The organism is uncultured Psychrosphaera sp., assembly GCF_947500655.1.
Lineage (GTDB): Bacteria > Pseudomonadota > Gammaproteobacteria > Enterobacterales > Alteromonadaceae > Psychrosphaera.
Genome location: NZ_CANMSK010000018.1, coordinates 71439 through 93056 on the forward strand (window position 1 = coordinate 71439; position 21618 = coordinate 93056).

General features: G+C 36.8%; 22 protein-coding genes and 1 pseudogene. 3 read left to right on the top strand and 20 right to left on the bottom strand.

From position 1 onward, the window contains the following. Positions 1–39: 39 nt before the first annotated feature. Positions 40–276 (top strand): annotated as a pseudogene (locus Q0940_RS14015) (ISAs1 family transposase); the annotation flags it as partial. Between the two features lie 8 nt (positions 277–284). Here Q0940_RS14015 and Q0940_RS14020 read toward each other — a convergent pair. The 11 genes from Q0940_RS14020 to murJ form a co-directional block, all read right to left on the bottom strand. Then, positions 285–818 carry a GspH/FimT family pseudopilin gene (locus tag Q0940_RS14020; protein ID WP_299269706.1) on the bottom strand — a complete coding sequence of 178 codons (534 nt, stop codon included), beginning with the start codon at positions 816–818 and terminating at the stop codon, positions 285–287. Between the two features lie 49 nt (positions 819–867). After that, positions 868–1359 (bottom strand): type IV pilin protein, encoded by a 492-nt coding sequence (locus tag Q0940_RS14025; protein ID WP_299269709.1) that lies wholly within the window; start codon positions 1357–1359, stop codon positions 868–870. 25 nt (positions 1360–1384) lie between these two features. Then, a complete protein-coding gene (locus Q0940_RS14030; RefSeq protein ID WP_299269712.1) occupies positions 1385–2020 on the bottom strand; it encodes a hypothetical protein in 636 nt (211 codons plus the stop codon). Between the two features lie 17 nt (positions 2021–2037). Next, the gene (locus tag Q0940_RS14035) at positions 2038–2856 is read right to left on the bottom strand and encodes a PilW family protein (protein WP_299269717.1); all 819 of its coding nucleotides are present in this window, start codon (positions 2854–2856) and stop codon (positions 2038–2040) included. Then, positions 2846–3553, bottom strand: coding sequence for a type IV pilus modification protein PilV (gene pilV / locus Q0940_RS14040; RefSeq protein WP_299269720.1), 708 nt, complete (start codon positions 3551–3553; stop codon positions 2846–2848). The genes Q0940_RS14035 and pilV overlap by 11 nt, the downstream gene beginning before the upstream one ends. Positions 3554–3620: 67 nt before the next feature. Beyond that, positions 3621–4574: a 4-hydroxy-3-methylbut-2-enyl diphosphate reductase gene (gene ispH, locus Q0940_RS14045; RefSeq protein ID WP_299269722.1), complete on the bottom strand. Its 954-nt coding sequence runs from the start codon at positions 4572–4574 to the stop codon at positions 3621–3623. 9 nt (positions 4575–4583) lie between these two features. Beyond that, positions 4584–5039: an FKBP-type peptidyl-prolyl cis-trans isomerase gene (gene fkpB / locus Q0940_RS14050; RefSeq protein WP_299269725.1), complete on the bottom strand. Its 456-nt coding sequence runs from the start codon at positions 5037–5039 to the stop codon at positions 4584–4586. A gap of 8 nt (positions 5040–5047) precedes the next feature. Next, positions 5048–5602 carry a signal peptidase II gene (gene lspA, locus Q0940_RS14055; RefSeq protein ID WP_299269727.1) on the bottom strand — a complete coding sequence of 185 codons (555 nt, stop codon included), beginning with the start codon at positions 5600–5602 and terminating at the stop codon, positions 5048–5050. Continuing rightward, positions 5602–8442 carry an isoleucine--tRNA ligase gene (ileS, locus tag Q0940_RS14060; RefSeq protein WP_299269729.1) on the bottom strand — a complete coding sequence of 947 codons (2841 nt, stop codon included), beginning with the start codon at positions 8440–8442 and terminating at the stop codon, positions 5602–5604. Before ileS ends, lspA begins: the two co-directional genes overlap by 1 nt. A gap of 91 nt (positions 8443–8533) precedes the next feature. Next, a complete protein-coding gene (gene ribF / locus Q0940_RS14065; RefSeq protein ID WP_299269732.1) occupies positions 8534–9457 on the bottom strand; it encodes a bifunctional riboflavin kinase/FAD synthetase in 924 nt (307 codons plus the stop codon). A 150-nt stretch (positions 9458–9607) separates the two neighbouring features. Then, on the bottom strand, positions 9608–11164 hold the full coding sequence (murJ, locus tag Q0940_RS14070) for a murein biosynthesis integral membrane protein MurJ (RefSeq protein WP_299269763.1): 1557 nt from the start codon (positions 11162–11164) through the stop codon (positions 9608–9610). 238 nt (positions 11165–11402) lie between these two features. On the opposite strand from murJ, the gene rpsT reads away from it, so the two are divergent. Further along, complete coding sequence (gene rpsT, locus Q0940_RS14075; protein WP_105053534.1) at positions 11403–11663, top strand: 30S ribosomal protein S20; 261 nt, start codon at positions 11403–11405, stop codon at positions 11661–11663. Positions 11664–11858: 195 nt separating this feature from the next. Here the strand turns inward: rpsT and Q0940_RS14080 are convergent, their stop codons facing one another. From Q0940_RS14080 to Q0940_RS14120, 9 genes are all read right to left on the bottom strand, one after another. Continuing rightward, positions 11859–12245, bottom strand: a complete 387-nt coding sequence (locus Q0940_RS14080; RefSeq protein ID WP_299269737.1) for an MAPEG family protein — start codon at positions 12243–12245, stop codon at positions 11859–11861. An 81-nt stretch (positions 12246–12326) separates the two neighbouring features. Beyond that, entirely contained in the window at positions 12327–12971 is a 645-nt protein-coding gene (adk, locus tag Q0940_RS14085) for an adenylate kinase (RefSeq protein ID WP_299269740.1), read from the bottom strand. Between the two features lie 482 nt (positions 12972–13453). Continuing rightward, positions 13454–15382 (bottom strand): molecular chaperone HtpG, encoded by a 1929-nt coding sequence (gene htpG / locus Q0940_RS14090; RefSeq protein WP_299269743.1) that lies wholly within the window; start codon positions 15380–15382, stop codon positions 13454–13456. A 177-nt stretch (positions 15383–15559) separates the two neighbouring features. Continuing rightward, positions 15560–16156, bottom strand: coding sequence for a recombination mediator RecR (gene recR, locus Q0940_RS14095; protein ID WP_299269746.1), 597 nt, complete (start codon positions 16154–16156; stop codon positions 15560–15562). 11 nt (positions 16157–16167) lie between these two features. Further along, positions 16168–16494, bottom strand: coding sequence for a YbaB/EbfC family nucleoid-associated protein (locus Q0940_RS14100; protein ID WP_299269748.1), 327 nt, complete (start codon positions 16492–16494; stop codon positions 16168–16170). 101 nt (positions 16495–16595) lie between these two features. Next, on the bottom strand, positions 16596–18740 hold the full coding sequence (gene dnaX / locus Q0940_RS14105) for a DNA polymerase III subunit gamma/tau (protein ID WP_299269752.1): 2145 nt from the start codon (positions 18738–18740) through the stop codon (positions 16596–16598). Between the two features lie 18 nt (positions 18741–18758). Next, positions 18759–19292 carry an adenine phosphoribosyltransferase gene (apt, locus tag Q0940_RS14110; protein WP_299269755.1) on the bottom strand — a complete coding sequence of 178 codons (534 nt, stop codon included), beginning with the start codon at positions 19290–19292 and terminating at the stop codon, positions 18759–18761. A 104-nt stretch (positions 19293–19396) separates the two neighbouring features. After that, the gene (locus Q0940_RS14115) at positions 19397–20152 is read right to left on the bottom strand and encodes a putative DNA-binding domain-containing protein (RefSeq protein ID WP_299269757.1); all 756 of its coding nucleotides are present in this window, start codon (positions 20150–20152) and stop codon (positions 19397–19399) included. Continuing rightward, a complete protein-coding gene (locus tag Q0940_RS14120) occupies positions 20139–20999 on the bottom strand; it encodes a DUF692 domain-containing protein (RefSeq protein ID WP_299269766.1) in 861 nt (286 codons plus the stop codon). Before Q0940_RS14120 ends, Q0940_RS14115 begins: the two co-directional genes overlap by 14 nt. A 258-nt stretch (positions 21000–21257) precedes the next feature. On the opposite strand from Q0940_RS14120, the gene Q0940_RS14125 reads away from it, so the two are divergent. Then, the gene (locus Q0940_RS14125; protein ID WP_299269760.1) at positions 21258–21455 is read left to right on the top strand and encodes a hypothetical protein; all 198 of its coding nucleotides are present in this window, start codon (positions 21258–21260) and stop codon (positions 21453–21455) included. Positions 21456–21618: the final 163 nt, after the last annotated feature.

The window sequence follows — 21618 nt, forward strand, 5'->3', positions numbered from 1 at the left end:
ACTTATGTTTATTAACCATACAGGGCTAAGGCAAGCTCATTACTAGATTTACTTGGTATCAAAGGCTGCACAGTCACGTTTGATGCTATGGGTTGTCAGCATAAGATAGCTGAGCACATAATCCAAAAAGGCGGTGATTATGTTATTGCACTGAAGGGAAATCAAGAGCAGCTGAGTGAAGAAGTTAAAGCGTGGTTTCATATTGCAGAGCGAGAGCAATTCAACGATATGGCTTATTTTCACCACAAAGAATGCTCTTTCCCTGAGGCCCTTTAATAAGAATATTAATAACTACAATCAATTTTATCTTTATCTAGCTCTAAACGTATCCGTCCCACATTGGAAATAACAAGGGCTTGTTTTATATTATCGTTAAGACATAACGTAATCGTTGCTGCACTTGTACTTGCGGTATTTATTGGAGCAAACCTTACTTTATCTCTGTTGGCATAAATCTCTATAGGAGAACCTACTTTATAAGAAGCTAGTATTTTATCATTTACATCGACAACACTATTATCATTTTGATCGGTAAAAATAATGATTTCATCCGCCCAACGCCCACCACAACTTGCTCTATCTTGAGTTGGACAAATAATTACGTATATAAACTGACTAGCGGCGACTGATTTTGCTAATTGTAATTGTGAGCTAAATTGATTCACTTCACTGGTTAATTTATTACGTTGAAAGAAACTAGATAATGACGGACTTGCAAGCATAACCAAGGTTGCAATAAACCCAATAACTAACATTACCTCAATCAATGTAAATGCAAGTTGTTGATAATGGCTTGCCAGCTTCAATTTGTATTTCATTACAATAGTCCTTACTCATTGTTTGAAATTTATTCATATTTCCTAAACTTCAACAATCCCAACACTGTTCATTATTGGCAAACTCACCATCTTTATTTCTGTCATAACCTCGGCGCCCGTCCGAGTAATAAATTAAAACACCGTAACGTTTTTTATCTTTGTCGTTAATTGCTGTTGCCGTTATTTGGTATTCAAGACCATTGTTACTAACAAATGAAATAGCCAGAGTAAAAATGGCATCTTGTTCTAACTTATTAGCTGGTGAATAAGCCTGAAATATCCAAGGGCTTCCAGTATTAGTTACAGGGCTTTCTCCTGTTCCGTCTCCTGAAGATCGAGAACCTGCAGCACCCAAATAATTTCCGTTAAACAACTTATATTGCTCTAACTTGCTAGCTAAGATGAGTAAGTCTGACTGCGCTTGGGTTAATTTAGTTTTTTCTATGTGCTGTACATAACGCTGCCTACCTAAAGCTAGTAAACCAAATAAAATAGACACCACTACCAACAGTTCTATTAAGCTAAATCCTTTTACTTTCATATTATTCCCCTGTTTTTCTAGTCTTCTATAAGCTGCTTTCTATAAACTGAATGCCTCTTTCACTGGAGATAAGCAAAACTTGAAACTTATCCCCTTCTATATCTGCCATACTTTCATTGTTATCTGAGTATTCACTGGCGGACACTAACTCTCTGGTAATTATTGATGTTTCAACAACCGCCAAACTTGAACTTAATAACTCAGTACATTGTTGAAGAACTAAAGTTTCTAATCGCTTGCTAGAGTCGATGTCGTCCAACTCAACTGTAATTAGGGCTAGATGAGTAACAGCTTTACTTATCATGTTGCTTGGCGTCAATTGAATACCTTGTGATGCTCCTAGTAAAATCCAGTCGTTGTAAATTTGTTCTCTGCAATTGGGTAATTCGCTGATAGTTAATTTTCCATTAGTATCTAACACACTGCTGAGCTGTAAAATTGAGGAAGAATATTTTGGCGTTGATAATTGATTAAAAACAAGCTGTTTATTGTTGGTTAACAATAATCTTGCTTGTTGATATAACGCTTGATTGCTAAGTATTACCGTTTGTAACCTTGATGACGAAATAGAAGATACTGACAGTAAAGTCATAACCAATAAAAAGATAAGTACTAAAACCAATACGATACCTTGTTGTTTATTTTTCCTAACTAAGTTCATAATTAATTACTCAGCGTTTACTTATAGCTGGTTAATGTGACAACTGTTGAAAACGGGCGGACTAAAATATTTTCAGGTGCTTCATAACTATCATTTGCCAATAATTGAACTTGTCTATAATTTTGTAATTTTGTTAACACTGGATCACCTATTAATATGGCAATATTAACTGCAACTAACTCTCTGTTTGTGATTAAATTGGCAGACAGTTGATCTGCATTTATCCAAATAAAGATTTCATTGTCATCCCCTATGTTTTCTTGTTTTACCAAATATTGTATCTGTAAATCATAAACATTTTCTAATAAAGACACTGAATAATTAGAACCTACATCGGGTTTTAATCCCCGTAAGAAACGTCCATCATAGCTTTTACAACGTAATGTTGTTCCGTCCAAGTAATATTGATTTACCACATGCAATAGCTCCCCATCGCTAAAATCAAAGTTGGTACCTGTACAACTTTTGTCAGTGATAGTGTTTATCGTGATCTGATCAGGCTCTTCACCACCTTCCTGGCTTGATATAAAAGGATATGAGCTGAAATTCGATTCTGTTGCTATTGGGTTAGTCGCTATAAATTTAGCTTCTTGGTTGATATCGACTTGTGTATTTAAGTTGGCTGAATACACGTTAGTATTTCCGGCATCAGCAATACTCGTATTCAATAAAGGAATAATATATTGACCGTTATAGAATACATTCTCTAACGCCTTGTTAGCCAAAAACAATTGATGATTAGCGTTATATACGTGAATTACTAAAGACGAGATAACACTGCCAATGGTTAAGGCGATTAATAATTCCAACAAAGAAAAGCCGCCACTAACTTTCATGACGGCCATCAGCAATAATCAATTGCTGTGAATAACACAAGAGCTCACCATTAAGCTCTTGCATTGCTAACCCACAGCTTGACTGGGCTTGATAATTTGCTAACTCTTCAGCTTGATTAGCCCAAAGTATATTAATATCTAGTAATGCAATGCCATCGTCGTTGAAGCTTGAGTAAATAACGACTTTCACCTCATTTGATATCAGTGCCAGCATGCAGCTGATTTCATAGGTATCAAATTGGGCTAGCTGTTCGCTACTACATAAGTTGAACGCGCCTTGGTTATTAGTACGACAAGTTTGAATGGCACTTGGAGGTTGCTGACAGTAGCAAATATAATTTGAGCTTTCACAGCTAGAAAAAGAAGAAAAACCGTATGAGTTAGTCGATAAATAAGGGTTATTTATACCAATAGATAAGTCGTTAAAAACACTATTTTTATTAAGTTGTATACGGCTTGCTAAATTATTTGTAACTAATGCGGCTTGAATGAAGTTTTGATTGGTTTGATTAGCTTTGGACGATATAAGTTGTAGCCCAACAATACCTAGTACACCAATAGAAAGTATAATTAAGGCTACGAGAACTTCTATTAAACTAGCACCTTTTGAATGCGTTATTGAATAGCAGCTTGAATGCGATCTTGAAAGGGCTTTTAAATGAGAGGTTGCAGTTAAATCCGTTTTACTGTTTATCATGTCACTTCGCTTATTTAACAAGTCATGTTAAATAAGCGTAGAACATAAATTACATTTTGTTTCTTTTTTAGGGAATTATTTTTTTAGGAGCGTCTTGCAATTCCGCTGGAACAGCAAACACTATATTTTCTTCTTTACCTGGATTTTCAGTTACTGAAGATGCCCCAAGCTCTTTAAGTCGGTCAATCACGCCTTTTACCAATACATCTGGTGCAGATGCTCCAGCTGTTACAGCAATATTAGGTTTTGACTCTAACCATTTAACATCAATATCACTGGCATCATCAATCAAATATGCTTTAGTGCCTACTTTCTCTGACAATTCACGTAATCTATTTGAATTAGAGCTATTAGCAGCACCAACAACCAACATCAAATCTGCTTTATTGGCTAATTCTCTAACCGCATCTTGTCTGTTTTGTGTGGCATAACAAATATCGTCTTTACGAGGTCCTTTGATCTCAGGGTATTTTGCTCTTAACGCATCAATTACATCGGCTGTATCGTCAACAGACAAGGTAGTTTGAGAACAATAATATAGTGCTGATGGGTCTTTTACGTTCAGAGTTTCAACATCAGCAGGTGACTCAACTAAGTAAATACCACCTTCGGGATTATTATATTGTCCCATAGTCCCTTCCACTTCCGGATGACCTTGGTGACCTATTAAGACACACTCAGTCCCTTTTCTAGAAGCTCTAGTAACTTCCATATGTACTTTGGTTACTAATGGACATGTTGCATCAAATACTTTCAAACCACGATTAGTTGCTTCTTTACGTACAGCTTGGGAAACACCATGCGCACTGAAAATAACAATACTGTCATCTGGTACTTCATCTAGCTCATCAACAAAAACAGCACCACGGTCTTTTAATCCGTTTACCACAAACTTATTATGTACAACTTCATGGCGGACATAAATTGGCGGTTGGAAAATCTCTAAAGCACGCTCAACAATAGATATCGCTCTATCAACACCTGCACAGAAACCTCTTGGATTGGCTAACAATACTTCCATGATATACCTCTAGTTTGCGTTTTTACTAAGGTCAGCATTATTAACTTCAAGTATTTCAACATCGAACGTTAATACTTGACCTGCAAGCGGATGATTAAAATCAACCGTTACAGACTGCCCAACAACATCACGAATAACACCAGGCAACTCTGTACCATCAGGTTGGGTAAAGGCAACAATTGCGCCCTCTTCCGCTGGCACATCGGCACCAAACTTGTCTTTATCTACAAAATAAATATTGTCAGGATTTGGCTGACCAAAAGCTTGTTCAGGCTCTAAAGTAAATGACGCCTCTTTTCCGGCTTCTAAGCCAATTAAACAGGCTTCAAACCCTGGAGTTAAGCTACCATCGCCAATAGCTAACTTGGCAGGTTTACCGTTTACTTTAGTGCTGTCGGCTACTGACCCATCAGATAATTTGATAGAAAAATGAAAAACAACTTCGCTGCCGTCTTGAATGCTCATATTTATTATTACTTAACCTGTTCTGATGAATCGTTTTCAGTTTGTTTGTTTTTACTGCTTGCTTGTTCTTTTCTATGATCGAAAATCGCATCCAATATTAATAATCCAGCGCCTATACTAATTGCCATGTCGGCCACATTAAAAGCAGGAAAGTGCCAATTTTGATAATAGAAATGAAGAAAATCAACGACGTAACCATAGTTCATTCTGTCCATAACATTACCAATTGCACCGCTTAATATCAGGGCATAGGAAGATAGTAGTAAAGACTTATTTGATGGTGTTTTATACATCCAATAAATCAATAAAACACTGATCACAAGCGCTATAGTAGTAAAGAAGTAATGCTGCCAGCCACCAGCGTCGCTTAAAAAGCTAAACGCTGCGCCGTAGTTACGCACATAAGTAAGATCAAAAATTGGCAGCACATTAACATCTTCATATAACGCAAAGTTATTTAAGATCCAAAGCTTAGTAAATTGATCAACAACTATTAATAACAAGCTTAAAGCTAAAAACTTTAAGCCTGTATTTTTAAATATATCTTTCAATGTAGCTAACATTAAGCAAACTTCCTTGACTCACCTTCACCATCGACATTGTCTACACAACGACCACAAAGATCATCATGCTCAGCATTTTTACCAACATCGTCAGTGTAATGCCAACATCTTTCACACTTAGTACCTTCACTTGTTGTGATAGCAACATATACACCTTCTAACTCTGAGTTAGTTACTGTATCTGGTTTATTGCTAAGTGAGTCAACTTTAGCGGCTGATGTGATCAATACAAAACGTAGCTCGTCTTCTAGCGACTCTAGCTTTTGTTTAATCTCGTCATTTACATATAAAGTAACTTCAGCTTCTAACGATGCGCCAATCAATTTATCTTTTTTAGCCATTTCTAATGTACGGTTAACTTCGTCTTTAACCGCTAAAATTGCTGACCAGTAATCATCACCCATATCTACATCTTTGGCATATTGCTCAATGTCTGAATACCAAACACCAGTGAATACGAAATCACCACGTTTACCAGCTGCAGTTTCAGCTGGAAGTGCTTGCCAAATCTCTTGTGCAGTAAATGATAATACTGGCGCCATCCAACACGTCATTGCTTCTGCTATATGATACAAAGCAGTTTGACAAGAACGACGGGCTACAGAATCAGCTTTAGCTGTGTATTGTCTGTCTTTGATAACGTCTAAATAGAAGCTACCTAAGTCAACTGAACAGAAGTTCATTAGTTTTTGCATAACAACATGGAATTGATACTTATCGTACGCTTCAATGATTTCAGTTTGTAAACGGGCTGCTTTACCAACAATCCAACGGTCCAGAGCAACCATTTCATTTTCTGGTACTGTATCCGTGATTGGGTTAAAGCCGTTTAAGTTAGCCAATAAGAATCGAGACGTATTACGAATACGACGGTAAGTATCAGCAGAACGTTTAAATATTTCATCGTCTACCGTCATTTCACCTGTGTAGTCTGTAGATGCAACCCACAAACGTAAGATGTCAGCGCCGTACTTGCCTGTTACGTCTTTAGGAGAAACTACGTTTCCTAAAGATTTAGACATTTTGTGACCATTTTTATCAACAGTGAAACCATGCGTTAATACTTGCTCATAAGGGGCTTTGTCGTTCATCGCCACTGATGTCATCAATGATGACATAAACCAACCACGATGTTGATCTGAACCTTCTAAGTACAAATTAGCTGACTTAGTAAACTCTTTACGTGCATCTACCACAAAATGGTGTGTAACACCTGAGTCAAACCATACATCTAACGTATCTTGTACTTTACGGTAATTATCAGAGTCAGCACCTAGCAATTCTGCTTGGTCTAAATCCCACCAAGCTTGAATGCCTTTTTCTTCAACGGCTAACGCAACTTTCTCTAATAATTCTTGAGTATTAGGATGAAGTTCATCTGTTTCATTGTGGATAAACAATGCAATTGGAACACCCCAAGTACGTTGACGTGAAATACACCAATCTGGACGACTCTCAACCATACCTGCAATACGGCTTTTGCCCCAATCTGGTATCCATTCAACGTTCTTAATTTTTTCTAATGATTTAGTACGCAAACCTGCTTTGTCCATGCTGATAAACCACTGCGGCGTAGCACGGAAAATGATTGGCGTTTTATGGCGCCAGCAATGTGGGTAACTATGAGTAATATCAACGTGTTTCATTAATGCGTTATGCTCTGATAACACATCTATTATATTTTGATTTGCTTTAAATACATGCTGACCTGCAAAAAGGTTAGTCCCCTCAACAAATACACCATTTGGCCCAACAGGGTTAGCAACTTCTAATCCGTATTTCAAACCAACTGTGAAATCTTCTTGACCGTGTCCTGGAGCGGTATGTACACAACCAGTACCTGCATCGGTTGTTACATGCTCACCTAAAATAACCGGTACTGTAAAATCTTCATACGGATGTTTTACTTGAAGATTTTCAAATAATTCACCTTTAGCATAACCAAGCGCTTTGAATTCAGATATGCCATAACGCGCCATAACATCGTCTAATAACGTAGCTGCAACGATTAATCTAAATGGTACATCAGCTTCAATTTGTACTAATACATATTCAACATCTGCAGCAAGTGCAATTGCACGGTTTGCTGGCATAGTCCAAGGTGTTGTCGTCCAAATAACAAAAGATACATCGCCTGTACCTTGTTCACCGTCTATAAGTGCAAATTTACTTGTTACATCTGCAGAGTCGACTGCAGTAAATTTAACATCAATTGCTGGTGATACTTTATCTTGGTACTCAACTTCCGCTTCAGCTAATGCTGAACCACAATCTGTACACCAATGAACGGGTTTAGAGCCTTTTTGTAAATGGTCATTCTCGATGATTTTGCCTAATGCACGAATAATGTTGGCTTCTGAGCTAAAATCCATTGTTTTATATGGATTTTCCCAATCACCTAATATACCTAAACGAACAAAACCGTCTAACTGACCTGTAATTTGGCGTTCAGCGTAGTCGCGACATTTTTGTCTAAATTCAGCAGCGGTTACTTTTTTGCCAGGCTTGCCGACTTTTTTCTCAACCATTAATTCAATTGGTAATCCGTGACAGTCCCAACCAGGCACGTACGGAGAATCAAAGTCAGACAAAGTCTTAGACTTAATGATCACGTCTTTTAATATTTTATTAACCGAGTGACCTAAATGAATGTCACCGTTTGCATACGGAGGGCCATCATGAAGAATAAAACTTTTTTTGCCTTTTTTAGCATCACGAATTTGTTTATATAATTCTTTCTGCTGCCATTCTTTGATCATGACAGGTTCACGTTGAGCTAAGTTACCACGCATTGGAAATGCAGTTTCTGGCAAGTTAAGAGTATGTTTATAATCACTCATGTTTGACTGGGTCCGTAATTTATAATTTAAGTTTGGTTAACTAATAAGTAGCACCGAGTATCGATATACTTTAAATTAACGCTTAAATAATTTATTTAAATAGTTCAGCTTTTGCAGTTGTTACATCTGCGTGGATCTGCTGGATTAATTCATCTACCGAGTTAAATTTCTTTTCATCTCGGATTTTAAACAAAGGTTCAATACTTAACCTTTGGCTATAAATACTTTCGTTGAAGTCAAATAAATGCACTTCTAAAACAGGCTTAACCCCATTCAACGTAGGTTTGTTGCCGATATTAGCGACACCAAAAAAGCTTTTTTCTTGCCACTGTACTTGTACAGCAAACACACCTTTAATTGGCAGTACCTTACGTTTGACTGCAATATTAGCGGTTGGAAAACCAAACTTACGGCCATTTTTTTCACCATGGATCACTTTGCCATGAAATTTAAATGGTTCGCCTAATAATGCGGTTGCCACTTCAAAGTTAGACTCATCTAAACTGTGCCTAACCTCTGTGCTGCTGGCTCTTTTGTTGGAGTATTCAAACGTTTTACTGTCATCAACATTAAAATCAAATTTGGTAGAGTACTGTTTTAACAACTCAAGGTTGCCAATACGTTTTTGGCCAAATCGGAAATCGTCACCAACGATTAGATGTTTAACACCTAATTTATCAATCAATAAGGTTTCAATAAACTGCTCTGCACTCATAGCCGCAAAAGCCGGATTGAAACGAATGCAAATAAGTCGGTCGACGCCCATCTCTTTTAACTTTTCGAATTTTTCACGAAAGGTTAACACTCGAGCCGCCGCTTTATCTTTTAAAAACACTTCTTGTGGTTGCGGTTCAAACAACATAACAACACTTGGTACATTATACTTTTGTGCTGCTTGTTTTAATTTTTGCAACACGTATTGATGCCCTATATGCACACCATCAAAGTTACCGATAGTTAACACACAGTTTTTATGTTTTTCAGTAATATTAACTAAACCGCGAACTAACTCCATCACCACTACTTTTAAAGATAAAAAAACGGTCAAATTATAACGGTAAATGAGGGGGAATTACTAGCATACAAGCATGCTTATTCTGTTGAATCAAAGGAATATAATCAATTTAAACATCTATTAGTTTAAATTGATTAATTAATCTGCAAATCAAAAGTTGGATTTTAGATCTCGGAGTCTAAAACCTAAACCAAACAGTAAGACAAAATAAGAAAACATAGCTAAAAAAATCAGCCCAAATAGTTTAATCAGTAAATGTGAGAAAGTAGTCATTTCTAGTGGCCAATTCATATGAGCCATCCAAACGATATAAGACATAAATACGGTCGCCAATAATAACTTAACAATCCAAATTAGAGATTGACGAGATATTGTATAAACCCCCTGTTTATGGAGACCTCTATACAACAAGGCTGCATTTAGCGTAGCCGACATTGCTGTAGCAATAGCTAAACCAACATAACCAAAGAAAGGAAATAACATAAAGTTAAACACTATGTTAGCCAACATTGAAATAATACCGATTTTCACAGGCGTTTTAGTATCTTGTCGAGCAAAATACCCCGGCGCTAATACTTTCACCGCCATATAACTCATTAATCCTGAACAGTAAGCCATAAGTGCCCATTGAACATGCATTGCATCATCTGGGGTAAACTTGCCATGTAAATACAGGACTTCAATAATTAATGGGCCTAAAAGCATAAGACCTGCCATAGCAGGAAACGCGAGCATTAATACAAAGCGTAACGCCCAGTCCATTGTGTGTTGAAACGCTTGAGGGTTATCGTTTGAATGTAACTTAGACAAGCTAGGTAAAATAACCGTCGCGATACCAATACCAAACAGGCCCAAAGGAAATTCAATTAATCTATCGGCGTAATACAACCAACTTATGGAGCCAGTAACTAAAAACGAGGCAATGACAGTATCAACTAATGCATTTAACTGATGTACCGACACACCTAAGATTGCAGGCAACATAAGCAAACGAATACGCTTTACGTATTCATCGTTCCAGCCCCATCTAGGTAAAACTAATAAGCCCGCTTTTGCTAGAAAAGGAATTTGGAATAAGAACTGAACTAAACCACCGACAAATACCCCAGTGGCTAACGCATATGCCGGTTCAGAAAAGCTATCATGAAAGACAATAGCGCAAACAATAATCGCAATATTTAAAAATACCGGAGTAAATGCAGCTACCGCAAATTTATTGTAGGTATTTAATACCGCACCAGATAAAGCAACAAAGGTAATAAAGAATAAATAAGGGAATGTTATTTTTAATAAAGATGCGGCCAATACAAATTTACCGGCATCTGGGCCACCAGACATCCAGTCTAAAAACCAACCTGTACCAAATACCATAACGATAACGGGTGAAGCAATAACAGCAAATAAAGTAACTAAGGTGACAATCACACCCAAAGTACCAGCAACTTTAGCAACTAACTCTCTGACTTCATCATCACCGTGCTTTTCTTTAACTTCAGTTAGAACCGGCACAAAAGCTTGAGCAAAAGCACCTTCTGCAAATAATCGTCTTAAAAAGTTTGGAATACGATTTGCGAAAAAATATACATCGGCATTAACACCAGCTCCAACAAGCGTAGCTACAACGACATCACGTACTAAACCTAAAACTCGAGAGATCAGCGTCATAAATGAAACTATTAAACCAGAACGCAACAGAGCCAAATGAATTACCTTTTTAAAATGGGTTAGTTAAAACTGACGAGGCTTGTCTTACTATTTACCGTATGACTTACCACAATAAGAATGCCCGATATTAATCTTTTTTTATAGATAAAGCATTTATCAACGTAATTATTTACATTATCTAACATAGATTGCTGAAAGGGTTTGACAACAGCGCTTAATCAAGGCAAAATTCGCGGCCTTAAAAACACGTTATTTTGAATTATTATTTTAGGAGTCAGCCTTGGCTAACATAAAGTCTGCTAAGAAACGCGTTATAACTTCTGAACAGAGCCGTCGTCACAACGCAAGCCGTCGCTCTATGATGCGTACTTACATGAAAAAAGTTGTTGCAGCAATTGCTGCTGGTCAAAAAACTGAAGCTCAAGAAGCATTCGTTGCTTTAGTTCCAGTTTTAGACCGTTATGCAACTAAAGGTCTTATCCACAAAAATAAAGCAGCTCGTCATAAGAGCCGTTTTAATGCACAAATCAAAGCTCTTTAATTTTAGAGTTTTAGTTTAGGCTAAGTGGTAAGATTTATTAAAAACCGAAATAGTTCTCTATTTCGGTTTTTTTGTGTCTGTAATTCACAGACTTAAATAATAAAAAAGGCCTATAGCAATTCAATTGCTATAGGCCTTCCATTAAAGAGATCATTCTAAACTTCTTGCTAAAGGCGAGCTCAACTTATAAACGAATTAATAGACCACTAATATATTTAACACACTTGCAACTATAATCATTGTAAATGTAAGTACGCCACCAAAGATCCTTGCTCTTGATACACCAGAACTTTTACTTAACCCCATAACATGTAAGATACGGCCAAGAAATAACATAGAGCCAAGCACATGCAGTATCCATGCTTCACTGCTATTAATTTCAAGTAATAATAATAAAAACAACGCAATTGGCACATATTCAGAAAAGTTAGCATGAACACGAATTGCTTTATGCAAATCATTCTCTTCGCCATGACCTATTCCAATTTTAAACTTACGACGAAGCTTTATTACTTTAAACGATAGCGCTATATATAATAAACTTAATATACCGGCATAAAATGCGGTGAATTCAATATTCATGGTTGTTACCTTTTTTTATTTATTAACAGTGTAAACAAAAAAGCCCACATAAATGCGGGCTCTATTAATTACAGCAATTGATTAACCTAAGATAGTAGCTAATTTTGCACTAATATCTTCAACTGGCTGAGTACCATCAACAGTACTAAAGCTTGTGTTACCAGAATTAGCTTCCGCTTTATAGTAATCTACTAATGGTTGAGTTTGTTCGTGATAAACGCCTAAACGCTTACGAACTGTTTCTTCTTTATCGTCATCGCGGATCATTAAATCGTCGCCTGTCACGTCGTCTTTGCCTTCCACTTTTGGTGGATTATAAACAACATGATAAACACGACCTGAGCCAGGATGAACACGACGGCCAGACATACGTCCAACAATCACTTCATCAGGTACATCAAACTCTAAACAATGGTCAACTTTTATACCGTTGTCTTTCATTGCGTCAGCTTGAGGAATAGTACGAGGGAAACCGTCTAACAAGAAACCATTTTCGCAATCGGCTTTAGTTATACGTTCTTTTACTAGTCCAATAATAAGCTCATCTGACACTAATTGGCCAGCGTCCATTACTTTTTTAGCTTCTATTCCCAAAGGAGATCCTTCTTTGATAGCTGCACGTAACATATCGCCGGTTGAAATTTGTGGGATGCCATATTTATTCATTAAGAATTGGGCTTGTGTCCCCTTACCTGCGCCCGGTGCGCCTAGTAAAATTATCCGCATGGATATATCCTCAGATTTAAAGTTTTTATTTAAGTTTTTAGAAATTTTATACTGGGCGGAATACTGTCATATTACAAAAGCTATGACAACTAATGTTATGCCAATTCTAGCAATGAATTTAACAATTATGATCTAGGTCAAGGGAGGTTAAACAGGTAAAATCTGTAGTTTATGGTTCTCGTTATATTCAATTATTTTTATATTGAGGTTTAAATCCCATTAATTATCTAACTTGTTATTTTTAAAGAACTAATACACTAAAACAATCGTTGGATAAATGAACGATAAACGCTGATTATTAACTCTACACCACTTGATTTTTGCTTATTTATTATTCATTAACCTCTTTTGTTTTTGATCTTAGTTTAGCCAAACCTTAAGCTTTCAGTCAGACTAAAGTCTAATACTATTGTTCATTTTCAGGCATAAAAAAAGGAGCAAATGCTCCTTTTCTAATAACGCTTAATTAATTTATAACTTACTTATTTGGTAAGTGACAACATTAAGTCGTTCATACGTTTTACAAATGAGCCAGGATCGTTAATTGTTCCACGCTCTGCCAATGTTGCTTGGTCTAATAAAACCTCAACCCATTGTTTGTATTGTTCTTCATCTTGAACTTGGTCAATATGTTTTACTAATTCGTGTTCCATATTCACTTCAAATACAGGTTTAACATCTGGAACTGGTTGTCCCATTTGTTTCATCATCTCAATCATTTGTGCACTCATATCTGAGCTATCAGTCACAATACATGCTGGAGAATCTGTTAAACGATGGGAAACTTTAACGTCTTTAACATCTGCTGCAAGAACGCCTTTCATTCTAGCCACTGATGACTCAAATGTTTTGTCGGCTTCTTCTTGTGCTTTTTTAGTTTCTTCATCGTCCAAGTCGCCTAAGTCTAAGTCACCACGAGTAACTGATACTAACGATTTACCGTCAAATTCATTAAGGTGTGATAATAACCACTCATCAATGCGATCGAACATAAGCACAACTTCGATGCCTTTCTTACGGAAGATCTCAAGTGCAGGATTATTTTTAGCCGCTTCGTATGAGTCAGCAACAATATAATAAATCTTATCTTGCCCTTCCTTCATACGTTCAACGTAATCAGCAAAACCAACAGACTGAGTTGCATCGTCATTGTGCGTTGAAGCAAAGCGTAATAATTTAGCAATAGCTTCTTTATTGACGATATCTTCTGCTGGACCTTCTTTTAACACTTGGCCAAACTCGTTCCAGAATACTTGATAATCTTCTTTATTATTTTTACCCATGCGGTCTAACATCTTCAGCACACGAGATGTACAACCTTTGCGTAATGTTTGCGTTACTTTATTGTCTTGTAGAATTTCACGCGATACGTTTAACGGTAAGTCATTTGAGTCAACTAAACCTTTAACAAAACGTAAGTAGGTTGGCATGAATTGCTCAGCGTCATCCATAATGAATACACGTTGAACATATAATTTAAGGCCATGTTGCTTATCACGGTTCCATAAATCAAATGGGGCTTTTTTAGGAATATACAATAAAGATGTGTATTCACTTTTACCTTCAACTTTGTTGTGCGCCCAAGTCATTGGGTCGTCAAAGTCGTGGCTTATATGCTTGTAAAACTCTTGGTAATCTTTGTCTTCTAGTTCAGATTTATCTAAAGTCCAAAGTGCATCGGCTTTATTAATAACTTCCCATTCACCAGGGATTGCAGGAATTTTTTCGCCGTCTTCGCCTTCGCTTTCTGGTATTTCAGCTTTGAACATTTCTACTGGTGTAGAGATATGATCTGAATATTTTTTAATGATTTCACGAAGTTTATAATCGTTAGCAAATTCTTTTTCTTCTTCAGATAAGAACAAAGTAATTTCAGTACCACGAGTTTCTTTTGTGATAGTTTCTAAAGTGAAATCGCCTTCACCTTCACTTGTCCATTCAACACCTTCTGATGCACTTGCACCAGCTTTACGTGAACGAACAACTACTTTATCCGCAACAATAAATGCTGAGTAAAAACCAACACCAAATTGACCAATTAACTGAGAGTCTTTTGCTTTATCGCCTGATAAGTTTTTAAAGAAGTCAGCTGTACCAGATTTTGCAATCGTACCTAAATGCTCAGCAGCTTCCTCTTGAGTCATACCGATACCATTGTCATCAATAGTAATAGTATTTTTTTCTTCGTCAAAGCTAACACGTACGCGTAAGTGGCCGTCACCTTCGTATAAATCATTATTAGATAATGCTTCAAAACGTAATTTATCTGATGCATCCGCCGCGTTTGAAATAAGTTCGCGTAAGAAGATCTCTTTGTTTGAATATAAAGAGTGGATCATCAATTGTAATAATTGTTTTACTTCGGTTTGGAAACCGTGAGTTTGTTTACCTTGAGCAGCTGCTTCAGCCATCTGTAAATCTCCTGTATTTATGTCTATCAAATTCAGCTTTGTCGTTATTCGAACTACTGAAACGTTGGTAACTTAATTGGAGCGTAAATTGGAAAATCAAGGGAGGAATGAAAGATAAGATGGTTATTTGTATTAAATCTAACCATCTTATGATTTTGAATTTAAAACATTACAGGTTTAAAACTGTTTTCGCCCCATTAACGCATGGGTAATTGTTGAACTATCAACCATTTCTAATTCGCCACCGACAGGAATACCGTGGGCAATTCGAGTGATGGAGATATTATGCGAGTTACAAATATCAGCAATGTAATGCGACGTAGCTTCGCCTTCGACACTTGGATTTAACGCAAGAATAACTTCACTAACGTGACCATTTTCTAACATTTTTTCCAATTGAAATAAACCAATCTCACTTGGCCCAACACCATCAATTGGTGACAAACAACCGTGCAATACAAAATATCGGCCACTAAATTGTGCACTTTGTTCTACAGCCGCTAAATCCGATGCGCTTTCCACAATACATAAAGTACCGTCGATTGCGCGTTTAGCGTTTTGGCAAATACCACAAAGCTCTAATTCAGTGTAATTTCTGCACTCAGAGCATTGACCAATGTTATCCATAGCATCATTTAATACTACAGATAACTCTTTACCAGCTTGGCGCTTACGTTGTAATAAATGAAACGCCATGCGTTGAGCCGTTTTAGGCCCAACACCGGGTAAACATTGCAATTGCTCTATCAGATTTTCTAATAATGATTGGCTCATAAATTAGCTAATTAGAAAGGTAGTTTCATACCTGGAGGCATGCCCATGCCACCAGTTACTTTAACCATTTGCTCTTTGTTATTTTCTTCAACACGACGTACTGCATCATTAATTGCAGCAGCAACTAAGTCTTCTAGCATGTCTTTGTCGTCTTCCATTAAAGACTCGTCAATATCAACACGTTTAACGCTATGACTGCCTAACATAGTTACTTTTACAAGACCTGCGCCAGACTCACCAACAACTTCCATTTTAGCTAAGTCTTCTTGAACTTTAGCCATTTTGTCTTGCATTGCTTGGGCTTGCTTCATGATGTTGCCCATTCCGCCTTTAAACATAATCTTTCCTCAAATTTTAATACTAATAAGGTAACTGCCAATTTATATGGCCAGTTCATTAAATTACAAGTTCAAGCATTATAATTACTATTATGTGGTAATTATAATGGTTTAATTGAACCTGCTACTATTCTTCCATCAAATTCTTGTACCAAAGTCTGCACCATAGGATCGGCATTGATACTTTCTTCGGCTCTTTGCTGTCTATTTTGATTAATATCTTTTTGAATTTCAGCTGGAGCTGCTTCCACCGATTCTGAACGCTTGATAACAAATTTACATTGCGGTGCTAAGTTTAATACAACGTCGTTTAACTCGGCTTCTGTTTTCTCATTTAACAAGTGCATAAACTCTTGTTTAACAACCAATTCAATACGGTCGTCAGTAATATCTACACTGCCATTTAAAGCTAGTTGTTTCGCTCTACCTGCCAAGTTAGAACGTTCAATTAATGATGCCCAAGAATCTACCTCATGTGCATACCTTACTTCTTCATGCTCTAACGGCATAAGCTCAGCTTTTGGCTGCAGGATAATTTCTTCTACAACTTTTGTAGGCTCAGTAACTGATGCTTGAGTATTTTCATCGGCTTTATTTTTTGTTTTTTGTTCAGCTGGAGTGACTTTAGATAAGTCTGGATTTAACTCGGTGTTTGACAAGCCATCAAAACCACGAGCTGCAAGAATAGCCATCACAGGACTGTCTAATTCGTCCGAGTCGATTAATGGCTCAAAGATTTCAGTTTCAGGTGTATTAGTTTGTGTACTTTGTTCTTCAACAGCCTGAGTAGGTTCAACTTGGTTTTCAAAGTCACGGCTATCAAAATCAGTGCTAGCAAAATCATTAGACTCGAGGGATTGCCCTTCAAAGCCTTGGCTTTGTGCCATATCTTGATAAAAGTTTTGCTGTGCTAATAACTCGTCTTCAGTAATTTCATTTGTTGCATCCGTTACATTAGCAACAAGAGTTTGAGATCCAGCACTAGTTGTAGCGTCTTGTATAACTGGCTTGGCTGGTTGCTCTATTAATTCAGGCTCTGGGCTAACAACTTCTTTCAGAACTGGTTTTTGTGCCAATTTTTGTAACGGCTCAGAAACCGGAGTTTCAACTCTTGGGATATTTATTTCAGAGTTTTTTTTTAACGGTAATTCTGAAAAATCTGTCACAGGCTTAAACGCTAACATTCTTAAACAGATCATTTCAAAACTAGCATAAGGGTCTGAGCTTATTTTTAAATCTCGTTTCCCTTGTAGCAGTATTTGATAATAAACTTGCACTTCTTGTGGTGTTAATTTTGTCGCTACTGTCTTAATAAACTCACTAATATTTTGATTTAATTGCGCTGCGTTTGGCATGATTTGAGTTAGCGCAATTTGGTGACAAACGCTAAGTAAGTCATCTAAAACTTTTTCAATATCTGGATTTTGTTTTGTTAAACGAGAAAATTCACTAACTAAACCGTCAGCATCACTATTTAATATTGCAGCCAATATATTCTGGCTCCAACTAATATCAACGGTACCCATCATATGCTGAACAACATCTAAAGTAACGTTTTGTCCAGACTGAGCAATAGCTTGGTCAGTCAAACTTAAACCGTCGCGCATACTGCCTTTAGCGTATTTAGCTAACAACTCAAGCGCTTCTTGTTCAAACGGTAATTGCTCTGCTTGCATAATTCTAACAAGCTGCTCAGATATTTGTTTTATCGATAAGGCTTGTAAATTAAATTGTAAACATCGGGATAAAATAGTGACAGGTAATTTTTGAGGATCGGTTGTCGCTAATAAAAACTTAACGTGCTCAGGCGGCTCTTCCAACGTTTTTAATAACGCATTAAAGCTGTGCCTAGATAACATATGTACTTCATCTATTAGGTAGACTTTATAACGGCCTCGTGTAGGCGCGTATTGTACATTATCAAGTATTTCTCTGGTGTCGCCTACTTTGGTTCTTGATGCTGCATCAATTTCGATTAGATCGACAAATCGTCCAGCATCTACATCTAAACAAGTTCCGCACTGACCACAAGGCTCAGCTGAAATACCCGTTTCGCAATTTAAACTTTTAGCAAAAATACGAGCGATTGTTGTTTTACCAACACCGCGGGTTCCCGTAAATAAATACGCATGGTGCAGTCTTTGATTAGTTAAGCCGTTTATTAATGCGGCTTTAACATGTTCTTGACCAACTAACTCAGCGAATTTTGCAGGACGCCATTTACGTGCGAGAACTTGATAACTCATTTAGATTAACCTTTTAAGCTATTCGCCATCAAACTCAGTTAATGAATAACTATTGATATCCAGCTTATTTAATCTTTCTTCACCGCCTAATGCAGGCAAGTTAACAACAAAACAAGCGTCATTAACGGTAGCGCCTAATTGACGAATTAAAGATGTAGTTGCTTCAATCGTACCACCAGTTGCTAATAAATCATCAACCATAAGTACTTTATCTTTTGCTGTTAATGCATCAGTATGAATCTGCATCGTATCAGTTCCATATTCCAACTGATAATCTTGAGAGATAACTTCACGAGGTAATTTACCCGGTTTTCTTACCGGAATAAATGGAACACCCATTTTTAATGCTAATGGCGCGCCAAAAATAAACCCACGAGCCTCAGTACCTACAATTGCAGTAATACCTTGATCTTTATATTTGGTTTCAAATAATTCAATGGTCTTAGCAAACGCTTCAGCGTTTTGCATTAATGACGTTACATCACGGAACATTATGCCCGGTTTTGGATAATCTGGAATTGTTTTTATATTATTTTTTATTAAATCTAACATGCTTACCTAAATACTAATGACACTCTTAATCTTATGCCCCTAGTATGACAGATTGACTGCAACGGAAAAACCTTTGATAGGATTTATTTAATAATTATAAAGTTCTAATTCTGCGCTACTTTAGTCATTGCCGTGATTAGATTTAATTGGATGAATTTAGGCAAGGCATTATCTAGAAAATCTAACATTTTGGACTTAGTAAAACTTCCATTTAATGTAGCTAACTCTAATACCAGTTGAGCTTTAGTTATGCCTTTATTTTGTTGCAAAATTTGCAACATGAACACTGTTAATTGATCGACCAAAATAAATTTAACATCATATGCTTTATCTCTGTAAACAACTAAAGCGGTTAACTCTGGCTTAATATCTTTAACATTCTTTGCCGATATAGTGTGAACTGGATAATTATACATCAAAGGACTACACAGGTTTGTAAGTGCTAACATAGATTCAGCATTGCATTCTTTAAGCTTGATATGTTCTTGCTCAAACTTAACGCCAAGATCTAACTCAACCCATTCATAATGAGTTAATTCAGCTAAGAACGGAAACTGAGGAAAATCATGTTGAACGTTAAGCAAAAAAGCCAAGAACTCTTGTGATATTTCAATAAAGTGAGGTGTTTCACACTCAGCTTCTTTAAAGAATCGTCTTACTAATGCAAGCCATTGCTTTTCACCTAAAATACTTTTAACGACTGGAAAAGCTGTACTACAAAATCCTTCAATATTATTAAAAAACAATTCTTGATAAATAGTTACGCGTCTTGGTTCAACGCCTTTTACCTTCCCTTTTCCAGAGCGAATAACATCAGTTAGTTCAGTTTGAATTTGTTTAAGTGATTTAAGCTGAGGCATGAACACACCCCTTAGCAATAAGCGACTCATAACGTTTCTGCAGCTGCTTAATAGTATCAACTTCAGTAAATAGTTCATCAAGCGCTGGAATATTAAAGTCACGTTCTAACAAAGTGGGAAATACACCATGTTGTTTATAAGCATGTTCAAGTAAATCCCAAACAGGCTGTATAACATCACTTCCGTGTGTATCAATTTTTAAATCATCCGCCTCATCATAATGGCCTGCAATGTGACCATACAAGATACGTTCAGGTGGCAATCCATCAATAAATTTTTTGCCATCATACTTATGATTAATAGAATTAACATATACGTTGTTAACATCTAATAACAAATGGCAATCAGCCTCAGCTAATATAGCGTTGGTAAATTCTAATTCTGTTAATTCACTAGATTGGCTTAAATAAGCTGAGACATTTTCAATCGCAATTTTTTGCTCAAGAATATCCTGCACTTGCTTGATACGCGCAGCAACATAGTGAACCGCCTCTTGCGTAAAAGGAATAGGCATTAAGTCATACATATGACCGCCAGCAGAGCAGTAACTTAGATGTTCACTGTAGTGTTTTATATTAAATTTACGCATGAACTGGCCAACTTCTTTTACAAAGTTAACATCAAGGGGATCCGGACTTCCTAACGACAACGATAAACCATGAATAACCATATTATGCTGTGATGATACTTGAGCAAATAAGTTTTGGTATTTACCACCAAGACGCATCCAGTTTTCAGGGGCAACTTCCATAAAGTCGACTTTATCTGTAGTTATCAAATCTAGATCTGACTCCATCTCACGACGAAAACCAAGACCGGCACCACCCACTAATGCATTGTTATTCATTATTGTTGTCATTCACTTTCAATAAAACTAACTGTGTTGAATTATAGTAATAAGAACAGACAATACGGTAAAAACTTTCGGAAGAACATATTAATAAAAGAATTAGTGGCTAAAAGGATAGTGGTATTTGCTTGATTAGTACGTAAGGATGGAGAACTTTAACAGCACCTCCTCCAATTGAATCATTTTATGTGTCTAAAACATAACATAGGCTAAACCTAGTCTATGCTTATTTAAACAATAAAATAGGAGGCAACTATGCCCCAATTTAAATGTAAAATCCCTCTTTATAAGGACGATGTAGTAAAGACTGAAATAGTTGAAGCTGACAACGAAGTTGATGCAAAAGAAAATGTAGCTTTGTTGCCACAAGTGACTGACAGAAACCCTACCTCATCTAATTCTGTTGATGCAGTAAGCATTGCTACTATCACATGCGAGTTATATGAAGAGTAACTTAGAATAAGGTATATCCAACCGCGTATTGTTGCTTATCTCTTGCTCCAAACTAGTTTCTCGAAGCTGTTTTCAAACGCTAAATAGCAAAAAACCCGTCAATCTTACGATCAACGGGTTTCTCTAATAGGAGTCTGGCGGTGAGCTACTCTCGCATGGCGAC

Coding starts and splice junctions, on each gene's coding strand:
- Q0940_RS14020 (WP_299269706.1), bottom strand. CDS start 818: ATGAAATACAAATTGAAGCTGGCAAGCCATTATCAACAACTTGCATTT.
- Q0940_RS14025 (WP_299269709.1), bottom strand. CDS start 1,359: ATGAAAGTAAAAGGATTTAGCTTAATAGAACTGTTGGTAGTGGTGTCT.
- Q0940_RS14030 (WP_299269712.1), bottom strand. CDS start 2,020: ATGAACTTAGTTAGGAAAAATAAACAACAAGGTATCGTATTGGTTTTA.
- Q0940_RS14035 (WP_299269717.1), bottom strand. CDS start 2,856: ATGAAAGTTAGTGGCGGCTTTTCTTTGTTGGAATTATTAATCGCCTTA.
- pilV (WP_299269720.1), bottom strand. CDS start 3,553: ATGATAAACAGTAAAACGGATTTAACTGCAACCTCTCATTTAAAAGCC.
- ispH (WP_299269722.1), bottom strand. CDS start 4,574: ATGGAAGTATTGTTAGCCAATCCAAGAGGTTTCTGTGCAGGTGTTGAT.
- fkpB (WP_299269725.1), bottom strand. CDS start 5,039: ATGAGCATTCAAGACGGCAGCGAAGTTGTTTTTCATTTTTCTATCAAA.
- lspA (WP_299269727.1), bottom strand. CDS start 5,602: ATGTTAGCTACATTGAAAGATATATTTAAAAATACAGGCTTAAAGTTT.
- ileS (WP_299269729.1), bottom strand. CDS start 8,442: ATGAGTGATTATAAACATACTCTTAACTTGCCAGAAACTGCATTTCCA.
- ribF (WP_299269732.1), bottom strand. CDS start 9,457: ATGGAGTTAGTTCGCGGTTTAGTTAATATTACTGAAAAACATAAAAAC.
- Q0940_RS14080 (WP_299269737.1), bottom strand. CDS start 12,245: ATGAATATTGAATTCACCGCATTTTATGCCGGTATATTAAGTTTATTA.
- adk (WP_299269740.1), bottom strand. CDS start 12,971: ATGCGGATAATTTTACTAGGCGCACCGGGCGCAGGTAAGGGGACACAA.
- htpG (WP_299269743.1), bottom strand. CDS start 15,382: ATGGCTGAAGCAGCTGCTCAAGGTAAACAAACTCACGGTTTCCAAACC.
- recR (WP_299269746.1), bottom strand. CDS start 16,156: ATGAGCCAATCATTATTAGAAAATCTGATAGAGCAATTGCAATGTTTA.
- Q0940_RS14100 (WP_299269748.1), bottom strand. CDS start 16,494: ATGTTTAAAGGCGGAATGGGCAACATCATGAAGCAAGCCCAAGCAATG.
- dnaX (WP_299269752.1), bottom strand. CDS start 18,740: ATGAGTTATCAAGTTCTCGCACGTAAATGGCGTCCTGCAAAATTCGCT.
- apt (WP_299269755.1), bottom strand. CDS start 19,292: ATGTTAGATTTAATAAAAAATAATATAAAAACAATTCCAGATTATCCA.
- Q0940_RS14115 (WP_299269757.1), bottom strand. CDS start 20,152: ATGCCTCAGCTTAAATCACTTAAACAAATTCAAACTGAACTAACTGAT.
- Q0940_RS14120 (WP_299269766.1), bottom strand. CDS start 20,999: ATGAATAACAATGCATTAGTGGGTGGTGCCGGTCTTGGTTTTCGTCGT.
- Q0940_RS14125 (WP_299269760.1), top strand. CDS start 21,258: ATGCCCCAATTTAAATGTAAAATCCCTCTTTATAAGGACGATGTAGTA.